Below are 15,678 nucleotides of genomic sequence, written 5' to 3'. Positions count from 1 at the left end.
TATATCCCTTTCTTTGTCCAGACTTATGACTACTGTACTCATAAAAAAGAGGTGAGGTATGCATCAGGATGGCCTGAAATGTATAGAACTATGCTACAAGTGTGCGGCGATGTGTGATTTTTGTGCCGCTTCCTGCCTTAAGGAAGACAATCCCGCCAGGATGACGGATTGCATTCGCCTGGCGGTGCAGTGTGCGGGTATTTGTCGGCTCTCCGCGCAGTTTATGAGCCTGGATAGCGATTATTTTAAGCAGACCTGCCGGATCTGTGTCGATATTTGTAAAGCCTGCGCAGAGGAATGTGCCAAACATCAAAGCGATCACTGCCAGCGCTGCGCTAAAATATGTCGCAACTGTGCCAACGCCTGTCTGCGAATGGTGGCATAAATTTTAAAAAGTTACGTTCAACGCGGGGTTGCTGGAATGAAATCAATTCATAAACACCAGTTTCCCCGGTAAAAAAATTCCGGCATATTTTTTAAAATGAACTAGCAGGGCGACCATTGTGGTGCTGCGTTAAATAAACAAAATAAACCTTGTGTTACCCATCGAATCATGCGTAAATGGATTGTCGGTTTGATACACAGACAATACCTTGAGTAGTTTACTAAAGCAGTTCTCATCAAAGATATCCTCTCTTGAGTCTCCACCTGAAGCTTCGATACGCATCTGTATTCAAACCATGAATGCCATAAGGCGCTTGTGTAAGGAAATAATTTTGAAAATACAATTCAGATGCCCGGCGTGTCACGGGTCGCAGTACAGAACGTCACCCTACGATGTGACGGAAAAAAATCGCTTTGGTGCAAAATGCATTTTTTGTAAATCCGCCATGGTCGCGGGCGACGACCTATGTCACCTCGCGATAACGGATACACCGAAACTGGCGGAATACCGCCGTTGATGGTTGAACCGGACGTGCCTGGCGCGTGTCCGGTTAATGCCCGGGCCAGCTCAGTCTGATTTCGCTCCATAAGGACATAGCGTAAAAATACACGTCTTACGATGCTGACAATTAATAATTCCCGGTTCGTCATTACCAGGGCAGGTGATTCTGTTTTTAAACGTTTGCCATAGCGGGCCGGAATAGTGGAAGGTGTGGATAATCGCTATTGACGTTCTTCTGCCATTTACAATAACGCCAAACGGACTATGGCTAAGAATATTACCGGTACGTAGAAAGTAGTTTCCCTTATACCACACTATTAACTTCATGTTTTTTACTGCAGAGGCAATAGCAAAGCCGGTCCCGGTTGTCGGGCAAACAAGGGTTTGTTCTATTTCCCAATCCATTAGCAAAACGCTCCTTCGTCAATCGTTTATTTCTATCCTCTAAATTCTTCATTGTAAATATAGCAATGAAATCAGATTTGTCTAATAGGATTAATTAACTATGACAAAAAGAAGGTAGGATGCTTTTTCTTTGCGCTGGTTTACATAAATGCTTAAATTTTAAACATGCTGTTGAATGTACAGCCTCTGCTATATACCGCGGGCAGAAGCTGTTGCTGTTATTCAGCATAACAGTGCATCTCGTATTACCACCACCCCAGCTGAGTGCCAGCAACTGCCACAATCGCCACAATCAGCATAATAATCGTTGTTTTTTTCATCACATTATTCCTGTTTATCCATCGGTGCAGAAAGCACGACATGTTCGTTATGTCCGGGACAGCCTGTTATTGTTGCGGGCATAGTAAAGCATGGCTGGATGAAATTTGATATATTCGGCTTACGAGTCTGACGTTTTGCAAAAAAAGCCCCGTAGCGAGCAGCGGGGCAAACCTTATTGGTTATGGAATGATGTTCTCTGGTCATGAAGAGAACCGCTTCAGAATAAACGACTAAAACCTGTGGAAAATGAAGAAATCATGAAGATCGCCTTTATCAGTATGGGGGCGAGTGAAAAAGGAGAGGCAATGAAACGACTTTGTTTGTTTTTACCGCTGGCGCTGGTGGGTTGTGCCAGCGATCATAGCGAACCCCCTGCGACGGGGCTGGCGAATCCGGCGGCGGTGTGGTGTTTAGAGCAGGGAGGCACGCGCGTACCGGTACAAAGCCCACAGGGCGTGCGCACCGAATGCCGTCTCAGCGATGGTCAGACTATCGACGAATGGGAATTGTGGCGGCGCGACCATCCCTCAACCCATTAAGCCAGTTTTGCCAGCCAGTCCGCCAGAATCAGGGCATGGTTCTGGCGGGGGTTTTTGGCGGCGTATAGCAGGGTAAGATTGTCTTTCCCGGCCTGCGCGAGCAGGCGTAAACCGTCGTCGTGCAGAGCGCTTAACTCCTCGCGGTAGTGCTGGCAGAAGGTGGCAAAATCGATCGTTTCACTGTGCAGGGCTTTGCGCAGCTCAGCAGAGGGCGCAAGGTTTTTACACCATTCATCACAGTGAAGAGATTTCTTTTTTATCCCGCGAGGCCATAGCCTGTCGATCAGTACGCGGTAGCCATCATGTGCGACGGGATCGTCATAAACGCGTTTACACTGGATCATATTACCTCTCCGTTTTCTCCATCCATGCAATGAGCGCCGGGAACTGTCTTTCGGAAAATACGCTGATCCCATGCTCCCGCAGTAGTGCCGCAGCAACGCCCGAACCGGGTTTGCGGGTACCGCTGAAACTGCCGTCATAAATAAACTGACTGCCGCAGGTCGGGCTGCCGTCGGTTAACAGCGCCGCGCCACAATTCGTCTCAATGGCCGTTTGCAGTGCCAGCCAGGCGGCCAGCTGATAATGTGCGGTGACATCCTGCCCATCATGTTCAATAATCCGCGCGCGCAGATTCATGACCTCTGCGCCGTCGGCTGAGACAATTTCTGCTGGCGGGCGCGGGGTAGGTAACCCTGCCGCCAGTTCTGGACAGTGGACAACGATTCGTCCTGCGCGCTGCCAGCGCGCAACATGTAGCGAAAGATCGGCTTTTTCCTGGCCGTTATAACGAACGTTAAATCCCATCAAACAGGCGCTGACCAGTAACTTATTTTTCATTCCGCGTCCGGTAACGTTGCACAATGTCGTCAAGAGTAGTCTATCCCCGACGTTCAATACAGCCTGAGTATGATCCCGTGGCCTACTAATTAAGGTGTTGTCTTTGGAAGAAAATATCGCTAGTCTGAGGTTCCTTGTGTTGTCCATTTTCCGCTCAGACATAAGGTAATCCTCATGGAAATTGCTTCCTCCCCCGCGTTACGTATTGCACTTGTCGGCGACTACAATGCCGATGTCACCGCGCATCAGGCAATCCCGCTGGCTATTGATGACGCTGCTGCCGTGCTCGATACGGTGGCGCACTACCACTGGTTAGCCACTCGCGATATTAAAAGCGAAGACGATCTGCAGGGGTTTGACGCCATCTGGCTGGTGCCTGCCAGCCCTTACGAAAATATGGATGGCGCATTAATTGCTGTACGTCATGCCCGACAAAACGCGATTCCGTTTCTCGGAACCTGCGGCGGTTTTCAGCATGCCATTCTGGAATATGCGCGCAACGTGATGGGCTGGCAAGACGCCGCCCATGCGGAAATCGACAGCGAAGGCAGAATGATCATTACACCCTTAACCTGCTCGCTGGTAGAAAAAAGCGATACCATCGAACTACGCGCCAATACCCATATCGCCCGCGCGTATGGCAGAGAAAGCATTGAGGAAGGTTATCACTGTAATTATGGGGTGGCCGCTGATTTTGCCCGGGCGCTTGAAAATGAGCCTTTGCACGTTACCGGTTGGGATGAAGAGGGTGAGATCCGGGCAATTGAACTCGTGACCCACCCATTTTTTGTCGCGACGTTATTCCAGCATGAACGCCATGCGCTGGCGGGGCGACCTGCACCGCTGGTACAGGCATGGCTTTACGCCGCCAGCCATTAATTTAAGTGATTTCCCGGTCGCGTCCGGCACAGGCACCGAAGATCGCCATCACGACGGATAATACTGCGCAGGCCAGCAGCGGCAAATGCCAGTCGCCGCTGGCATCGTGGATTTTACCCATCAGCGGCGGACCGCAGGCGGCAAGAAGATAACCTACCGCCTGGGCCATGCCGGAAAGCGCGGCGGCCTGATGCGCCGAGCGGGCGCGAAGGCCAATAAACGTTAAGCCAAGGATCATTGTCGCCCCTGAGCCAAAGCCAAATAGCAGCGTCCACCACACCGCGCCCTGGGGAATAAACCAGAATCCCGCCGCGCTTACCGCGCACAGTAAGGCAACCAATGCCGCAATCGCGCGTTGGTCACGGAGCTTATATAAAATCAGCGGAATGGCCAGACCCGGTACCGCCGTCGCCAGTTGGAGCAGGCCGTGCAGCGATCCCGCCTGCGCTTCGCTATAGCCCTGTCCTGTCAGGATCGCGGGCAGCCAGCCGATGATCACATAATAAATTAGCGAGTTAATTCCCAGGAATAAAGTGACCTGCCAGGCCAGGGCCGAGCGCCAGATCCCCCGGCTGTGCTGCATTCGTGAAGAGGTTAACGATACTGGTTGCTGTTGACCGCGTTGCGCAAGCCAGAGCAAAAAGGCCAGTAGCGGAAATATCATCAGCATCAGCAGCGCGCCGCGCCAGCCGAAGCCGTTTAACGCCAGTGGTACCACCAGCGCCGACCCTAACGCTGCAGCGCCACCCATAGTCAGGGAATAGGCACCGGTCATTTTCGCCACGTGTTGTGAAAAATCACGCTTAATCAGGCCCGGCAGCAGAACGTTACCCAGCGCGATACCACAGCCAATAATGGCGGTGCCGGTAAACAAAAACAGTGCAGAAGGCAGGGAGCGAACAGCGATCCCGGCGCATATCAGCAGCATCGCGGCAGACAGGCTGCGTTCCATACCAAAACGACGCGCCACCCCTGCAGCCAGCGGTGAAATCAGACCAAACGCCAGCAGGGGAAGGGTCGTCAGCAGGCCGGTTTGCGCGGTGGTAAGGCCGTATTCCGCGCGGATGGCATCCAGCAGTGGTGCAGCGCCGGTAAAAGTAACGCGCAGGGTGGTGGCAATCATCAGGATGCCAGCAATTAACAAGACAGTATGTCGGCCTGAAGTGGAGGTTGCGGTGGTCATAAATTTCTCAATACGTCATATAAGGGCATAAAACGGTGCGTTTATGCCCGTTCAGTCAAAGGGTAAAAACTACTGCTTTCCTATCACCAGCGAGACCAGCCCGGCAGCAATCAACGGCCCCACTGGCACGCCGCGAAATAACGCCACGCCCAGCACCGTGCCGACCAGCAGCCCGGCCACCAGTTGAGGCTGGCTGCCCATCAGCGAGACACCGCGCCCGCCGAGCCAGGAAACAAACACGCCAACGGCGATGGCCACCAGCGACTTCCAGTTTACAAACGAGTGTAGCAGCGTTGACGGCGGCAGCGTGCCGCTGGCAATGGGAGCCATTACGCCGATGGTCAGAATAATAATCCCGATCGTCAGACCTTGTTTTTCGATCCACGGAAAAAAGGTACTCAGCGGCGTTACGCGGACAATAATAAGCACCAGAATAGAAACGGCGACGGTAGTGTTATGGCTAACAAACCCCAGCGCTGCCAGTCCAAGGAGGACGAGCAGTGTGACATCAAACATCGTAGTTTTCCTTGCCGAAAAATAATAAGCATGCTCATTTTACGCACATACACGTGAGTAAAAAGGCTTTTTTTCTCGGCCACTCCTACAGGCAGGGGTAATCGGCTACTTATCATTTCGGTAGAAATAAAAACCATTCTCATTTTAACCTGGTGCTGGTAAAGTTGTATTTATAATGCATCTTATGCTGGGGAGGGGGAAATGAGCATCAATGAAAAAGCAGGGCATACGTTTCTGGCCAGTCTCGGAAAAACCCGTTTACGTCCAGGCGGTATCGAGGCCACAGAGTGGTTATTCAGTCAGGCCCGGTTAACGCTGGAAAGCCAGGTGCTGGAAATCGCCTGCAATATGGCGACTACGGCAATCGAACTGGCGCAGCGCTTTGGCTGCCAGGTTATTGCCGTTGATATGGATAAAGACGCGCTGGCGAAGGCAAAAGCCAATGTTGTGGCGCACGGTCTTGAGCAGCATATTCAGGTTATGCCCGCTAACGCCAACAGCCTGCCTTTCGCCGATAACAGTTTTGACGTGGTTATTAACGAAGCCATGCTAACCATGTACGCCGATAAAGCGAAAGCGAAGCTGCTTGGCGAATATTATCGGGTGCTGAAACCTGGGGGCCGACTGTTAACCCACGATATTATGTTTACCGCCGGACGACTGGCTGAAGGCGAGCAGCATCAACTTCAGCAGGTAGTGAAATCGAACGTCAGCCCGATGACCAGGCAGGGCTGGCAGGAGATATTGCTGGCGTCGGGTTTTACTGAAGTGACGCAGCATAACGGTGAGATGTCGCTAATGTCGCCGCAGGGACTCATCCGCGATGAAGGCATCAAAGGCGCAGTCAGGATTGTGTTTAACGGCCTGCGCACCCGCCAGAACCGAACCCGTTTTCTGGGGATGTTTCGTTTTTTTCGATCGCAGCGCAGGCATCTCAACTACATTGCCTGTTGTTCAGTGAAAGGACATTAACCTTTTCCCCGCGCCGGGCGCGGGGAATCGTGTTAGTCGCCGGATGTTACGCTTTGCTTATGAAACAGCTCACGGAATACCGGGTAAATATCTTCCTGCTCACGAATGTGCTGAATAGCAAAATTATCAAACGAGGCCTGAAGATGTTCATACTCACGCCACAGGGTTTGATGCGCACGCCGGGTGATCTCGATATAGCTATAGTAACGCACCACCGGCAGGATTTTCTTCGCCAGGATCTCGTGACACAGCGGCGAGTCATCCGCCCAGTTATCGCCGTCCGACGCCTGTGCGGCGTAAATGTTCCATTGCGCCGGATCGTAACGTTCTTTCACCACCTCATCCATTAGCTTCAGAGCGCTGGACACAATGGTGCCCCCGGTCTCCTGGGAGTAGAAAAATTCATGCTCATCAACTTCTTTCGCCTGGGTATGATGGCGGATATAGACCACATCTACGTTCTTATAGGTTCTGCTCAGGAACAAATAGAGCAGGATATAAAACCGTTTTGCCATGTCCTTGGTGGCCTGATCCATTGAGCCTGACACGTCCATCAGGCAGAACATAACCGCCTGGCTGGACGGTTCCGGGCGTTTTTCATAATTCTTATAACGCAAATCGAAAGTATCAATAAACGGCACACGCTCGATTTTAGCCCGCAGTTCAGCGATCTCTTTGCGTAACCGCTCTTCTTCAAGCAGTTGTGCCGGTTCGCTGTTGCTGATCGTATCAAGAGAGGATTCCAGTTCGCGGAGTTCGCGACGTTTTCCTGCCGTCATCGCCGTGCGTCGGGCCAGCGAATTTTGTAGCGAACGTACCACGCTGATATTGGCCGGGACGCCGTTGGAGGTATATCCAGCCCGATGCGTTTTGTATTCGTTCATCTGCCGGTGCTGATTTTTCTTCAGGTTAGGCAGGGCTAAATCTTCAAAAAGCAGATCCAGATACTCGTCTTTGGAAATCTGGAACACAAATTCATCCTGGCCTTCGCCATCCTGACTTGCCTGTCCCTGTCCGCTACCACCGCCACCGCCGCCACCCTGAGGACGCTCAATACGATCGTTTTGCACGAAGTGGTCATTCCCCGGATGAACACGACTGCGTTCGCCGCCGCGCCCCTGATGGAACATCGGTTCGTTGATATCGCCAGCCGGAATGGAAACGGATTCGCCGCTTTCCACGTCCGTCACCGAGCGTTTATTGATGGCTTCGGATATGGATTGCTTAATTTGTGCTTTATAACGGCGTAAAAAGCGCTGGCGGTTAACCGCACTCTTATTTTTACCGTTCAGTCGTCGGTCAATGAACCAGGTCATATGCCCCCCGTACTGCTTTTGCCAACTTCACGCTGCGTTCACAGACCGGAAAACGTTCTGTTCTCCGGCCTGCAAAACGCATCTTTATTCAGGCCCGGTGAGCCGTGCTACCGGGCATTGATATTATGAAGATTTACGTACGCGTAAATACCACTCGCACAGCAGACGCACCTGCTTGCGGGTATAGCCTTTCTCCATCATCCGATCGACAAAATCGTCGTGTTTTTTCTGCTCGTCGGTCGATGTTTTCGCGTTAAAGGAAATCACCGGCAGCAGTTCTTCAGTGTTAGAGAACATTTTCTTCTCGATCACCGTACGCAGTTTCTCGTAGCTGGTCCAGTTCGGATTACGTCCATTGTTATTGGCTCTGGCGCGCAGCACGAAGTTAACGATTTCATTACGGAAATCTTTTGGATTGCTGATCCCGGCGGGCTTCTCGATTTTTTCCAGTTCAGCATTCAGTGATTCACGGTCGAAAAGCTGCCCGGTATCCGGGTCGCGATACTCCTGATCCTGTATCCAGAAATCCGCATAAGTGACATAGCGATCGAAGATGTTCTGCCCGTATTCGGAGTAGGACTCCAGATAAGCCGTCTGGATCTCTTTGCCAATGAACTCGGCATATTTCGGGATTAGATAGCCTTTCAGGAACTCAAGATAGCGTTCTGCCTGCTCTTGTGGGAACTGCTCGCGCTCGATCTGCTGCTCCAGAACATAGAACAGATGCACCGGGTTCGCGGCGACTTCCGCATGATCGAAGTTAAACACTCTTGAGAGGATTTTAAAGGCGAAACGGGTCGACAGACCGTTCATGCCTTCATCCACGCCCGCATAATCCCGATACTCCTGATAGGATTTAGCTTTTGGATCGGTGTCCTTGAGACTTTCACCATCATAAACGCGCATTTTTGAATAGGTGCTGGAGTTTTCCGGCTCTTTCAGGCGCGACAGAATAGTAAAGCGGGCCAGCGTTTCCAGCGTACCCGGCGCGCAAGGTGCGTGAGTTAATTCACTGTGATTAAGCAGCTTCTCGTAGATTTTGATCTCTTCGGAGATGCGCAGGCAGTAGGGCACCTTGACGATATAGACACGGTCAAGGAACGCTTCATTGTTCTTATTATTACGGAAAGTGACCCATTCAGATTCGTTGGAGTGGGCGAGGATAATGCCGTTAAACGGCAGGGCCGAAATCCCCTCGGTGCCGTTATAGTTGCCTTCCTGGGTCGCCGTCAGCAGCGGATGCAACACCTTGATTGGTGCTTTAAACATCTCCACGAACTCCATAATGCCCTGGTTTGCCCGGCACAGCGCGCCGGAATAGCCATAGGCATCAGGATCGTTCTGGGCGTGGTTCTCCAGTTTACGGATGTCCACTTTACCTACCAGTGCGGAGATGTCCTGATTGTTCTCATCGCCAGGCTCTGTTTTGGCAATCGCAATCTGCTCCAGAATGGACGGCCAGACTTTGACCACGCGGAATTTGGTGATGTCGCCGCCAAACTCATGCAGGCGTTTTGCCGCCCATGGCGACATAATAGTGCCGAGATAACGGCGTGGAATGCCGTATTCTTTATCGAGTATCTGGGCATCTTCCTGCGGATTAAACAGGCACAATGGGTGATCGTTAACCGGGCTACGTTCACCGTCCGCGCTCAGCACGTAAATCGGCACTCGTTGCATGAGCGCTTTCAGCCGTTCTGCCAGCGAGGATTTACCGCCGCCGACAGGACCCAGCAGATAGAGGATCTGTTTTTTCTCTTCCAGGCCCTGAGCCGCATGTTTCAGGTATGAAACAATCTGCTCAATAGCCTCTTCCATTCCGTAAAACTCCTCAAAGGCCGGATAACGTGCGATGACCCGGTTCGAAAAGAGACGAGATAGCCGTGGTTCCTGAGCAGTGTCAACCATCACTGGCTCACCGATTGCCGTCAATAGCCGCTCCGCCGCATTGGCGTAGGCGCTACGATCCTGGCGGCAAATAGTAAGAAATTCCTGCAGTGTGAACTCTTCGTCCTTGGCAGCTTCATAACGCTGGCGGTAGTGATCGAATATATTCATGGCATGCCGTCCTTTCGTTTTTAGCACAGGTAAAGAGCCGTTCATATGAATAGTAGAGGCTCCAGGAAGAGGTAGGCTGAGCCACGCTCATTCACACTCCAGCAACCATTATGCCAGGTTAGAGGAGGCCAGAAGACGACGTGCCCGGCGATACACCTTCTAAATAAAGCGTAGATGGCATTTGCAAAACTTGCATGCGAGCCATGACCAATTTCAATGACATATCAATAACTCATCTAAAAATAATTATCGTTGTCTTAAAGCCCGCCAGCGCTGGTCATCGTAGCGTCATCCCTGTGCAAACGATTTGTCATTTACGCAAGAGATAGTAAAAAGTTTCTCTAAGTAAGAATCTTGTAAATTATTTGGGTTGTGCGTAAAGGGCGGTTACACTCCTTCAGCGGATTATTTGATTACAGGAAAGAGCGAATTGTGACTAAATTCAAACTTCTGGCACTGGGTGTGCTAATTGCTTCTTCGGTCAGCGTCGCGCAGGCGGCTGGCCCCTGGACAGTGGGTGCGGGTGTCGGCGTCGTGCAAAATCCCTATAAGCAATATGATGACGATGTTTATCCTGTACCGGTTATCGCTTACGAAGGTGATGATTTCTGGTTCCGCGGCCTGGGTGGCGGCTATTATTTGTGGAACGATAAAACCGACAAACTCTCCATTACGGCGTACTACTCTCCGCTGCATTTCAAACCTCATGACAGCGACAATAACCAATTGCGCCAGCTCGATCGCCGCCGTTCGACGGTGATGGCAGGGCTAACCTATGTTCATGAAACCCCGTACGGTTTCCTGCGCACTACACTTGCGGGTGATACCCTGGATAACAGCAATGGCATCACCGGGGATGTGGCATGGCTTTACCGCTACATTAACGATAGCTGGCGCATCACGCCGGGCATCGGGGTGGAGTGGAGCAGCGAAAACCAGAATGAGTACTTCTATGGCGTGTCCGGCAAGGAATCTCGCCGTAGCGGTCTTCGCAGCTATAATCCGAACGATAGCTGGAACCCGTATGTCGAGCTGGCGGTGAGCTATAGTCTGAACGATCACTGGAACCTCTATGGCTCCGGACGCTATACCCGTTTGTCGGATGAGGTGACTGACAGCCCGATGGTCGACAAATCCTGGTCCGGCGTACTTTCAACTGGCGTAACCTACAGTTTCTGACAGGGCACATATCCAGGGCATTTTATGCGATAAAACAGGGCAATTATGCCCTGTTTTGCATTATGGTGGGGCAGTAAAAATCTCAGGAGGAGTTATGACAAGCAAACGTATTCATTTTGGTCATCAGGCTACGGTGCCGGCCATCGGCCAGGGCACATGGTACATGGGGGAAAGTCGAAGCCAGCGCGCGACTGAGGTCGCCGCCCTGCGCGCAGGCGTCGAACAGGGACTGACGCTGATTGATACGGCGGAAATGTATGCTGATGGCGGTGCGGAAGAGGTGGTGGGCGACGCGCTGAAAGGCATTCGCGACCAGGTATTTCTGGTATCAAAAGTCTACCCATGGAATGCCGGGGGCAAAAAGGCCATTGCTGCCTGCGAAGCCAGCCTGCGCCGGCTGGGCACCGACCATCTCGACCTTTATTTGCTGCACTGGCGGGGAAACTATTCGCTGGCGGAAACCGTCGACGTGATGGAGACGCTGATTGCCCAGGGCAAAATTGCCCGCTGGGGCGTGTCGAATCTGGACATCGACGATATGCACGAGTTATGGCAGGTGGACGGCGGCAGACAGTGTGCGACTAATCAGGTGCTCTATCATCTGGCCTCGCGCGGTATCGAATATGATTTGTTACCGTGGTGCCAGCAGCAGTCGTTACCGGTGATGGCGTATTGTCCGCTGGCGCAGGCTGGCAGGCTGCGTAACGGGCTGATGAATAATGCTACGGTGCTGGACATTGCACATGCGCACAATGCCAGCGCGGCACAAATCCTGCTGGCGTGGGTTATTACTCATCAGGGCGTGATGGCGATCCCCAAAGCATCGAGCGTGGAACATGTGAAAGAGAATGCTGCCGCACTGAACATTACCCTGAGTGCGGACGAGCTGGCGAAACTCGATCGTGTATTTCCAGCTCCCCAGCGCAAGATGCCGCTGGACGTGGTGTAACATTCAGGAATGGTGGCTTCGCCTTATCCGGCCTGTAAACCGCTACCGGATTGCAGTCCCTGCTGCCACACACGCAATCGACGATGCACCGCTTAGACGTTTTCTGAAATGGCTACCCGGCGGTAGCCATTTTTAGTGACGCTATACGAATTAACAGGCCAATTATTAGCGTTTAGCCACGCGAATGGTCTGTGCCAGACGAGAAGGTTTCTCCTCGCTGGTTTTTTGCTTGCGAGTGGCGCAAGCCGTTTCAACGCAAACAAACGTCTTATAGCCGTCGTCCGGCATATCGCCCATGCTGACAGAGAGTGCCGGGCCAGGGTTCCAGCCAACTACATCGTCGTTATGGTGGTGAATCACTTCAATACTGCGATTCAACGCCGTATCGTGGATAACGCTGCACGCTTCCGGCTTCGTATAAACGCGGTCGGTGCGATCCGGGAAGGTCTGCACACCCTCAGCCAGAACGCCTTCCTGCGCGTTATTTACTTTATCAATGTAGCGATCGCCAAGACCGCTGACTTTTACCGCACTGATATCACCCACGTTGAAGTAGGTATGCAGCGCTGAAGTTGTTTCAAATTCGCCGTGCGCTTCCAGTTCGATTTCGCAGGTTTTACCCAGCTTGAAGCGCGCATACAGTGTGAAATCATGCGGCCAGTACTGGCGTGAGGCGTCGCTGCTCTGAAGTTCAAATGTCAACATAACGCCATTATCATCTTCGTTGTGCGCTTTCAGCGTCCACGGCAGGTTGCGGGCAAAGCCGTGAGAGGGCAGACCTTGTTGTTCAGCAGGCCCAAACCACGGCCAGCAGACTGGAACGCCACCGCGCAGCGCCACGCCATTTTTAAATGGTGTATTGCCGCTTAACCACAATACTTCCTCTTCACCTGCCGGTTTCCAGGAGAGCAGATGCGCGCCCTGAAGGGCAAGAGAGGCTTTCACCTGCGGATGGTCAATAACGATCACTTCCAGTTCGTCAAGCTGACGCTGAGAAAGCACCGGGGTTATCTGTTCGATTACAGGTAGAGCAAAAATTTTATTAATCATTTAGCGCAATCCTCTGTCTTCAAAACAAAAAAAGAGCGACCGAAGTCGCTCTTTAGGATCATGTCTCATCTCACTTATTTAGAGATGTGGGCAATCAGGTCCAGAACTTTGTTAGAGTAGCCAGTTTCGTTGTCGTACCAGGAAACCAGTTTCACAAAGTTGTCATTCAGTGCGATACCTGCTTTGGCATCGAACACGGAAGTGCAGATTTCGCCGTTGAAATCGGTAGAAACAACGTCGTCTTCGGTGTAACCCAGAACGCCTTTCATTTCGCCTTCAGAAGCGGCTTTGATGGCTTTCTTGATTTCTTCGTAAGAGGCTGCTTTTTCCAGACGAACGGTCAGGTCAACAACGGATACGTTCGGAGTCGGAACGCGGAACGCCATACCGGTCAGTTTGCCATTCAGTTCTGGCAGTACTTTACCTACTGCTTTAGCAGCACCGGTAGAGGACGGGATGATGTTCTGGGATGCGCCGCGGCCGCCGCGCCAGTCTTTGTGAGACGGGCCATCAACGGTTTTCTGAGTCGCGGTGGTCGCGTGAACGGTCGTCATCAGACCTTCGATGATGCCGAAGTTGTCGTTGATAACTTTTGCCAGCGGTGCCAGGCAGTTGGTGGTGCAGGAAGCGTTAGAAACGATGTCCTGGCCTTCATATTTGTCAAAGTTAGCGCCTTTAACAAACATCGGCGTGTTGTCTTTGGACGGGCCAGTCAGAACCACTTTCTTCGCGCCAGCAGTGATGTGCTTACGAGCGGTTTCGTCGGTCAGGAAGATACCGGTAGCTTCAGCAACAACGTCAACGCCGATTTCGTTCCATTTCAGGTTAGCCGGATCTTTTTCTGCGGTAACACGGATGGTTTTGCCGTTAACAACCAGATGGCCGTCTTTCACTTCTACGGTACCGTTGAAACGGCCGTGAGTGGAGTCATATTTCAGCATGTACGCCATGTAGTCAGCGTCTAACAGATCGTTGATACCAACGATTTCAATGTCAGAACGTTCCTGAGCAGCACGGAAAACAATGCGACCGATACGGCCAAAACCGTTGATACCTACTTTGATAGTCATATATTCCACCAGCTATTTGTTAGTGAATAAAAGGTTGCCTGTAAAATTACAAAAACCTTACGCAGCGTCAAGCGGAATCGTGTCAATCATTGCGACAAATCAATCCTCTGCTTAACCTTTGGACGACTGACTCGCTCGACTTTTCCTTTGGGCTGAAAACCACATGGGGGCTGCGCCCGGAATTTTAAAGGGCCAGCCGGATAAAAATGTGAATGCCATCACAATAATCCGGGTAGCCACGCACAACGGATAAGTTTAGAACAAATAGCCACACCTTGATGTTAATGTTTTGTTAGAATAGGCTTACAAATGTAAGTGCGACTACAGCGAGATGTATCAAAATGGCTAATAAACCATCACCCGAAACGCTAAAAACGACGCTGAGCGAAATGCAATTTTATGTGACGCAAAATCATGGTACCGAGCCGCCATTTACCGGGCGACTCTTGCATAATAAACGTGAAGGGGTTTATCACTGTCTGGTGTGCGACGCACCGCTGTTCAATTCTGCGTCAAAATATGAGTCTGGCTGCGGCTGGCCGAGTTTTTATGAGCCAGTTAGCGAAACGGCAATCCGCTCACTCAATGACTACTCACACGGTATGCAGCGCATTGAAATCCGCTGTGGAAATTGCGACGCGCATCTGGGACATGTTTTTCCGGATGGTCCGCAACCTACCGGAGAGCGTTTTTGCGTCAACTCAGCATCATTAAGCTTTACGGATGATACTGACGGCGAGCAAATTAAAGGCTGAAAAATCGATTCAGCTAATTATTCCATCTTCAGGAGCACGAGAGTGGAACTCGACACACTTATTGAGAGTATGACGCCGGAAGTTTATCAACGCCTGGTCACTGCCGTTGAGCTGGGAAAATGGCCTGATGGCGTCGCACTGACGCCGGAGCAGAAGGAAAACAGTCTGCAACTGGTAATGCTCTGGCAGGCGCGGCATAACACTGACGCCCAGCACATGACTATCGACACACAGGGGCAGATGGTGATGAAAACGAAGCAGCAGCTAAAAGAAGAATTTGGCATCACGCCAAAACCCATCGCCACTTTCCGCTCCTGAATATAAGCCTGTTTATCGCCCGGCATTGTTGTTACACCGGGCGCAAAGGGGCTGTTATTTTTTGTTCATCATGGCTTTCAGATCGGCGAACGGATTGTATTTCGCCGCGCCTACGCTTTCCTGCGCATCTTCACCTGCTACCACGGTTGAACCATATTGATCGGCTTCCGTGTATTTTGAATGCTCATGATCGTGGCAGTAGAGACAAAGCATCTCCCAGTTACTGCCATCTTCCGGATTGTTTGAGTGATCGTGGTCAATGTGATGCACTGTCAACTCGCGCAGGTTGGAATACACAAACTCGCGCGAGCAGCGTCCACACACCCATGGAAAAAGCTTCAGGGCTTTTTCGCGATAGCCGACCTCAAGTCGGGCATAGTTTTTGGGGATATAAGCCATAATATTGGACCTTAATACAGGGTGACGCTGCCATGGTAGCAGG

Annotated in this window: 20 protein-coding genes; 9 read left to right on the top strand and 11 right to left on the bottom strand. The window is 51.5% G+C overall.

The features are described from left to right. The first annotated feature begins 58 nt into the window (after positions 1-58). Positions 59-385, top strand: coding sequence for a four-helix bundle copper-binding protein (locus CHU32_RS03490; protein WP_103677780.1), 327 nt, complete (start codon positions 59-61; stop codon positions 383-385). 325 nt (positions 386-710) lie between these two features. Continuing rightward, complete coding sequence (gene ymcF, locus CHU32_RS03485) at positions 711-902, top strand: cold shock small protein YmcF (protein WP_103677855.1); 192 nt, start codon at positions 711-713, stop codon at positions 900-902. A gap of 50 nt (positions 903-952) precedes the next feature. Here ymcF and iraM read toward each other — a convergent pair whose 3' ends face one another. Both iraM and yoaJ read right to left on the bottom strand, forming a co-directional pair. Further along, positions 953-1,291 carry an anti-adapter protein IraM gene (gene iraM, locus CHU32_RS03480; RefSeq protein WP_103677779.1) on the bottom strand — a complete coding sequence of 113 codons (339 nt, stop codon included), beginning with the start codon at positions 1,289-1,291 and terminating at the stop codon, positions 953-955. A gap of 245 nt (positions 1,292-1,536) precedes the next feature. Continuing rightward, the gene (gene yoaJ / locus CHU32_RS28880; RefSeq protein ID WP_103677854.1) at positions 1,537-1,611 is read right to left on the bottom strand and encodes a protein YoaJ; all 75 of its coding nucleotides are present in this window, start codon (positions 1,609-1,611) and stop codon (positions 1,537-1,539) included. Positions 1,612-1,917: 306 nt separating this feature from the next. On the opposite strand from yoaJ, the gene CHU32_RS03470 reads away from it, so the two are divergent. Continuing rightward, entirely contained in the window at positions 1,918-2,151 is a 234-nt protein-coding gene (locus tag CHU32_RS03470) for a putative hemolysin (protein ID WP_103677853.1), read from the top strand. Here CHU32_RS03470 and CHU32_RS03465 read toward each other — a convergent pair. Together CHU32_RS03465 and CHU32_RS03460 are read right to left on the bottom strand one after the other, a co-directional pair. Further along, on the bottom strand, positions 2,148-2,495 hold the full coding sequence (locus CHU32_RS03465) for a DUF488 domain-containing protein (RefSeq protein ID WP_103677778.1): 348 nt from the start codon (positions 2,493-2,495) through the stop codon (positions 2,148-2,150). The two genes, CHU32_RS03470 and CHU32_RS03465, sit on opposite strands and share 4 nt — an antisense overlap. A gap of 1 nt (position 2,496) precedes the next feature. Further along, positions 2,497-2,991 (bottom strand): 2-thiouracil desulfurase family protein, encoded by a 495-nt coding sequence (locus tag CHU32_RS03460; RefSeq protein ID WP_103677777.1) that lies wholly within the window; start codon positions 2,989-2,991, stop codon positions 2,497-2,499. A 174-nt stretch (positions 2,992-3,165) separates the two neighbouring features. Here CHU32_RS03460 and CHU32_RS03455 point away from each other — a divergent pair, with 174 nt between their 5' ends. Continuing rightward, entirely contained in the window at positions 3,166-3,870 is a 705-nt protein-coding gene (locus CHU32_RS03455; protein WP_103677776.1) for a CTP synthase C-terminal region-related (seleno)protein, read from the top strand. A gap of 1 nt (position 3,871) precedes the next feature. On the opposite strand, the gene CHU32_RS03450 is transcribed toward CHU32_RS03455, so the two are convergent. Together CHU32_RS03450 and CHU32_RS03445 are read right to left on the bottom strand one after the other, a co-directional pair. After that, complete coding sequence (locus tag CHU32_RS03450; protein WP_103677775.1) at positions 3,872-5,053, bottom strand: CynX/NimT family MFS transporter; 1,182 nt, start codon at positions 5,051-5,053, stop codon at positions 3,872-3,874. A 69-nt stretch (positions 5,054-5,122) separates the two neighbouring features. Then, positions 5,123-5,569, bottom strand: a complete 447-nt coding sequence (locus CHU32_RS03445; protein ID WP_103677774.1) for a DUF441 domain-containing protein — start codon at positions 5,567-5,569, stop codon at positions 5,123-5,125. A 201-nt stretch (positions 5,570-5,770) separates the two neighbouring features. Here CHU32_RS03445 and CHU32_RS03440 point away from each other — a divergent pair, with 201 nt between their 5' ends. Then, positions 5,771-6,541: a class I SAM-dependent methyltransferase gene (locus tag CHU32_RS03440; protein WP_103677773.1), complete on the top strand. Its 771-nt coding sequence runs from the start codon at positions 5,771-5,773 to the stop codon at positions 6,539-6,541. Positions 6,542-6,573: 32 nt separating this feature from the next. Here CHU32_RS03440 and CHU32_RS03435 read toward each other — a convergent pair whose 3' ends face one another. Further along, positions 6,574-7,857 (bottom strand): YeaH/YhbH family protein, encoded by a 1,284-nt coding sequence (locus tag CHU32_RS03435; protein ID WP_103677772.1) that lies wholly within the window; start codon positions 7,855-7,857, stop codon positions 6,574-6,576. A gap of 123 nt (positions 7,858-7,980) precedes the next feature. Next, entirely contained in the window at positions 7,981-9,915 is a 1,935-nt protein-coding gene (yeaG, locus tag CHU32_RS03430) for a protein kinase YeaG (protein WP_103677771.1), read from the bottom strand. A gap of 432 nt (positions 9,916-10,347) precedes the next feature. Between yeaG and CHU32_RS03425 the strand changes: the two genes are divergently transcribed. Beyond that, positions 10,348-11,094: a MipA/OmpV family protein gene (locus CHU32_RS03425; RefSeq protein WP_103677770.1), complete on the top strand. Its 747-nt coding sequence runs from the start codon at positions 10,348-10,350 to the stop codon at positions 11,092-11,094. A 94-nt stretch (positions 11,095-11,188) separates the two neighbouring features. After that, positions 11,189-12,043: an aldo/keto reductase gene (locus CHU32_RS03420; RefSeq protein ID WP_103677769.1), complete on the top strand. Its 855-nt coding sequence runs from the start codon at positions 11,189-11,191 to the stop codon at positions 12,041-12,043. Between the two features lie 165 nt (positions 12,044-12,208). On the opposite strand, the gene CHU32_RS03415 is transcribed toward CHU32_RS03420, so the two are convergent. Continuing rightward, the gene (locus CHU32_RS03415; protein ID WP_103677768.1) at positions 12,209-13,093 is read right to left on the bottom strand and encodes a D-hexose-6-phosphate mutarotase; all 885 of its coding nucleotides are present in this window, start codon (positions 13,091-13,093) and stop codon (positions 12,209-12,211) included. Between the two features lie 74 nt (positions 13,094-13,167). After that, positions 13,168-14,163: a glyceraldehyde-3-phosphate dehydrogenase gene (gene gapA / locus CHU32_RS03410; protein WP_103677767.1), complete on the bottom strand. Its 996-nt coding sequence runs from the start codon at positions 14,161-14,163 to the stop codon at positions 13,168-13,170. A 341-nt stretch (positions 14,164-14,504) separates the two neighbouring features. Here gapA and msrB point away from each other — a divergent pair, with 341 nt between their 5' ends. Beyond that, positions 14,505-14,918: a peptide-methionine (R)-S-oxide reductase MsrB gene (msrB, locus tag CHU32_RS03405; protein ID WP_103677766.1), complete on the top strand. Its 414-nt coding sequence runs from the start codon at positions 14,505-14,507 to the stop codon at positions 14,916-14,918. 42 nt (positions 14,919-14,960) lie between these two features. Continuing rightward, on the top strand, positions 14,961-15,236 hold the full coding sequence (locus CHU32_RS03400) for a YeaC family protein (protein WP_103677765.1): 276 nt from the start codon (positions 14,961-14,963) through the stop codon (positions 15,234-15,236). Positions 15,237-15,290: 54 nt separating this feature from the next. Here the strand turns inward: CHU32_RS03400 and yajD are convergent, their stop codons facing one another. After that, entirely contained in the window at positions 15,291-15,635 is a 345-nt protein-coding gene (yajD, locus tag CHU32_RS03395) for an HNH nuclease YajD (protein WP_103677764.1), read from the bottom strand. Positions 15,636-15,678: the final 43 nt, after the last annotated feature.

The sequence above is a fragment of the Superficieibacter electus genome (assembly GCF_002915575.1).
GTDB lineage: Bacteria > Pseudomonadota > Gammaproteobacteria > Enterobacterales > Enterobacteriaceae > Superficieibacter > Superficieibacter electus.
Note: the sequence above shows the minus strand (reverse complement) of the source record. Positions and strands in the feature narration are given on the sequence as shown.

Bases quoted from the DNA above. Each gene is read 5' to 3' on its own strand.
- CHU32_RS03490 (WP_103677780.1), top strand. From the start codon at position 59: ATGCATCAGGATGGCCTGAAATGTATAGAACTATGCTACAAGTGTGCG.
- iraM (WP_103677779.1), bottom strand. From the start codon at position 1,291: ATGGATTGGGAAATAGAACAAACCCTTGTTTGCCCGACAACCGGGACC.
- CHU32_RS03470 (WP_103677853.1), top strand. From the start codon at position 1,918: ATGAAACGACTTTGTTTGTTTTTACCGCTGGCGCTGGTGGGTTGTGCC.
- CHU32_RS03465 (WP_103677778.1), bottom strand. From the start codon at position 2,495: ATGATCCAGTGTAAACGCGTTTATGACGATCCCGTCGCACATGATGGC.
- CHU32_RS03460 (WP_103677777.1), bottom strand. From the start codon at position 2,991: ATGAAAAATAAGTTACTGGTCAGCGCCTGTTTGATGGGATTTAACGTT.
- CHU32_RS03455 (WP_103677776.1), top strand. From the start codon at position 3,166: ATGGAAATTGCTTCCTCCCCCGCGTTACGTATTGCACTTGTCGGCGAC.
- CHU32_RS03450 (WP_103677775.1), bottom strand. From the start codon at position 5,053: ATGACCACCGCAACCTCCACTTCAGGCCGACATACTGTCTTGTTAATT.
- CHU32_RS03445 (WP_103677774.1), bottom strand. From the start codon at position 5,569: ATGTTTGATGTCACACTGCTCGTCCTCCTTGGACTGGCAGCGCTGGGG.
- CHU32_RS03440 (WP_103677773.1), top strand. From the start codon at position 5,771: ATGAGCATCAATGAAAAAGCAGGGCATACGTTTCTGGCCAGTCTCGGA.
- CHU32_RS03435 (WP_103677772.1), bottom strand. From the start codon at position 7,857: ATGACCTGGTTCATTGACCGACGACTGAACGGTAAAAATAAGAGTGCG.
- yeaG (WP_103677771.1), bottom strand. From the start codon at position 9,915: ATGAATATATTCGATCACTACCGCCAGCGTTATGAAGCTGCCAAGGAC.
- CHU32_RS03420 (WP_103677769.1), top strand. From the start codon at position 11,189: ATGACAAGCAAACGTATTCATTTTGGTCATCAGGCTACGGTGCCGGCC.
- CHU32_RS03415 (WP_103677768.1), bottom strand. From the start codon at position 13,093: ATGATTAATAAAATTTTTGCTCTACCTGTAATCGAACAGATAACCCCG.
- gapA (WP_103677767.1), bottom strand. From the start codon at position 14,163: ATGACTATCAAAGTAGGTATCAACGGTTTTGGCCGTATCGGTCGCATT.
- msrB (WP_103677766.1), top strand. From the start codon at position 14,505: ATGGCTAATAAACCATCACCCGAAACGCTAAAAACGACGCTGAGCGAA.
- yajD (WP_103677764.1), bottom strand. From the start codon at position 15,635: ATGGCTTATATCCCCAAAAACTATGCCCGACTTGAGGTCGGCTATCGC.